The 3216-nt window shown below is 40.7% G+C and carries 3 protein-coding genes; all 3 read right to left on the reverse strand.

Annotated features, from left to right (window positions below; all coding sequences use genetic code 11):
- Window positions 1-70: 70 nt before the first annotated feature.
- Window positions 71-1468, reverse strand: coding sequence for a M14 family zinc carboxypeptidase (locus B2X72_RS16245; protein ID WP_286850699.1), 1398 nt, complete (start codon window positions 1466-1468; stop codon window positions 71-73).
- Between the two features lies 1 nt (window position 1469).
- Window positions 1470-2525 carry a S66 peptidase family protein gene (locus tag B2X72_RS16250; protein WP_286850701.1) on the reverse strand — a complete coding sequence of 352 codons (1056 nt, stop codon included), beginning with the start codon at window positions 2523-2525 and terminating at the stop codon, window positions 1470-1472.
- A 9-nt stretch (window positions 2526-2534) separates the two neighbouring features.
- Window positions 2535-3216: amidohydrolase family protein (locus B2X72_RS16255; RefSeq protein WP_286850702.1), on the reverse strand; the 682-nt coding region annotated here is incomplete at its 5' end.

The following is a 3216-nucleotide window of genomic DNA, read 5'->3' on the forward strand; positions in this document are numbered from 1 at the left end:
AAAAAGAAAAAAGGTCACAGCCTATGCTGTGACCTTTTTTCTTTTTTGAGCTATATTAAGCATTCCTAACTTATCTGATTTTTATACTGCTGTTGCCTTGTTTTTTCAAATCGACCACCCAACCATTAACTACGGCGTAAATGATCTTGCCTTCTTTCCGAAGGAAAAAATCCGCCTGAGCTCCGAGAGCTAATTGTTGTGAAAATTCTATAGCTTTTTTAGTTAATACACGAATTGGAAGGTTATGCAAAACTTCTCCCGGAATCACATTTTCAATCATAACAGCGGCATAGCCTTTTTCAAGTAATCCCATCACGACGGCATCATCTAAATCTGCCAACGAAGCAAATGGCTCCATATACATCTTGGCTGGGCCAAACTCCATTCCTGCAACATCAATATCTACATAACCATAAAAATCTTGCAGATCGCCAATATCTTCAACAATACCCTCTACGTAATAGTCTGATCCAATTGTCTTTTCATTCTGCCGAATGGCAACATCGACAAGCAATGGTTTTCCACTTCGCTCAATGGTCAAATTTCTCAGCAACACATCATGGAGCTTTTCATCATTGAAGGGAATTGCATCGTAATCGGTAATCGAATGCTGTTTAAAGGATTGGTCAGCAATTTCCTCAAATGCTTTTAACAATGCCACGAAATTACATTTTCGGACCATCATTTTTTCGGTATCACCAACATAAGCTCCTGATTCAATTAAAATCGTCCTGGCGCCCCATTTTTGAAAATTATCACCGAAACCGCGCGGTGTATGCTCATCGTCATACTTTGCCACTGCATTTGGAACAAATTCCTGAAGGATCTTGTTTATTCCGACAATCACCCCCATCGCATCTCCCCGAGTTTTATTGATACTCCGCGCATAGTCATAAGCAGGCGCCAATAAGGAAATTGTCACTGGCGTATTTGTTCCGGGAATGTTGTAGTAATTGTTTTGGTTATGCAGGTTAAAAGCAAAATCAGGTTTTAGCAACATGGCTTGCGCCTTCAATAAGGCTCCTTCCACTGTTGCTGCTGCCCTTGCATCTCTGTTCATATCCACATCCATGGCTGTCCTACGCTGAAACCTTTCGGTTCCATCAGGATTTAGCATCGGAATAAAATATAGGGTCATTTTTGATGCGATGTCATCTCTAAAGGCATCAAAATCATCATTTTTCCCGTTGAAAAAATTAAATAGATCAAACAGGGCCATTGTCGCCGTAGGTTCATCACCATGCATTTGTGACCATAAAAGTATCTTGATTGGCCCTTGTCCGTATTGTAGTCGAAAGATCGAACGATCTTCAGTGGACTTCCCAATTTCCGCTACAGTGAAACGTCCATAGCTCCGGATATTTTCTAATAACGGTAAAATATCAGCATGTTTAAATCTTCTATGCATCAAAGCCTTTTCTTCATATAAAGAAAAGGCTTTGATGAAATCAACTTTTACTAATTTCATATTAATCTTTTAATGCAGGCTCCATTAAAGCAATCGTTCCTTGCGAAGCATCTACACGGACTTTTGCTCCTACGGGCAAAATAAACTGTTCGGCAATATGCCCAACGACAGCCCCTGTATAAGCAGGTATTTTTAACGGTTTGATATAATCATTGAACAATTGGTCAAGTGTTACGGATCCATAGCCACCGGATGGTTTACAATTGGTGCACTTGCCAAAAATAAAACCCTTAATCGCACCCAGTACACCCGCATTTTTCAATTGACAGAACATACGGTCAACACGTTCCATATCTTCGTCGACCTCTTCAAGAAAAAGAATTTTATCGTTAAAATCTGGCAGATAAGGTGAACCACATAAGCCGGTCAACACGGTCATATTTCCACCCAGCAATACCCCATCTACTATACCAGGATGAATTGTGGCAATTCGGTCTTTGGTCTGCACAATGCTATCACCTTTGGACTTGGGGTTTTCAAATATTGCTGGCTGATTGGCTACAAATTGGGCATTGAAAGCCTCTGCAAGCTTCTTAGTCCAGGTACTGATACCCACTGCACCATGAAACGTTATAAGCCCTGTCTTGGCATATAATGCCAAAATTAATGCTGTTATATCTGAATATCCCAATAAAATTTTGGGGTTATTGGCGATCAGTCTGTAATCTAATCGATCTAAAAGACGTGATGTACCCGAACCTCCTCTGATGCAAACAATCGCTTTGACGGTCTTGTCTGCAAACATATCATGAATGTCTGCAATACGCTCTTGATCTGTACCGGCCAAATTACCGTAGCGGCTGCGTATATGTTTACCTTCTTTTACTTTAAAACCTAAGGTCTCAAATATCTCACGTGCAATACTAATTGATTCTTCATCATCCAATACACCTGCGGGCGTTATTAAACCTATGGTATCCCCCAATTTTAACCTCGTTGCAAGCAAAACAGCCTGACCGTACAATTCGGCTCTATCTCCGGTTGGCTGCCCCATTCCCAGTACAGGAATAGACAACACGCTTAAAGCAATCGATTTTAGAAAGGTTCTTTTTTCCATTGCTAAATACTATCGGTTGAACAACAGACGTTCACCAGCACCTTTTTCAATAAGTTGTCCATTGGAGAAAGCAAGTTTACCTGATACGAGAGTATGTTCAATCGTTGAACTAAACGTGTGCCCCTCAAATGGTGACCAGCCACATTTCGACAGGATATTCGCTTTCGATACCGTATAAGGTTTATTGAGATCGACCAACACAAGATCCGCCCAATATCCCTCACGAATGTATCCTCTATCTTCGATTTGAAACAATGTAGCCGTATTGTGTGCAGATTTTTGCACTAATTGTTCCAGGGTCATTTTTCCTGCTTTGACCATATCTAACAAGGCTTGCAACGCATGTTGTACAAGAGGCCCTCCACTTGGTGCTGAAGTATAGGGTTGAGATTTCTCCTCAATTGTATGCGGAGCGTGATCAGTCGCTATCACATCGATATGTCCATCCAGTACAGCTTTTAAAATCTGATCGCGATCATTGGCAGTTTTTACCGCTGGGTTCCATTTGATAAAATTACCTTTTGAGGCATAATCCTGATCCGAAAACCAAAGGTGATGAATACAGGCTTCAGCCGTTATTTTTTTATCCTTTAGCGGAATATCATTATTAAATAATGCAATTTCTTTGGCGGTTGAAATATGAAGGATATGCAAGCGTGTATTGTGCTTTTTTGCCAGTTCGACAGCTTTC

Origin of the sequence: Sphingobacterium sp. UBA7253 (genome assembly GCF_002472745.1) — a bacterium.
GTDB classification, from domain to species: Bacteria; Bacteroidota; Bacteroidia; order Sphingobacteriales; family Sphingobacteriaceae; genus Sphingobacterium; species Sphingobacterium siyangense.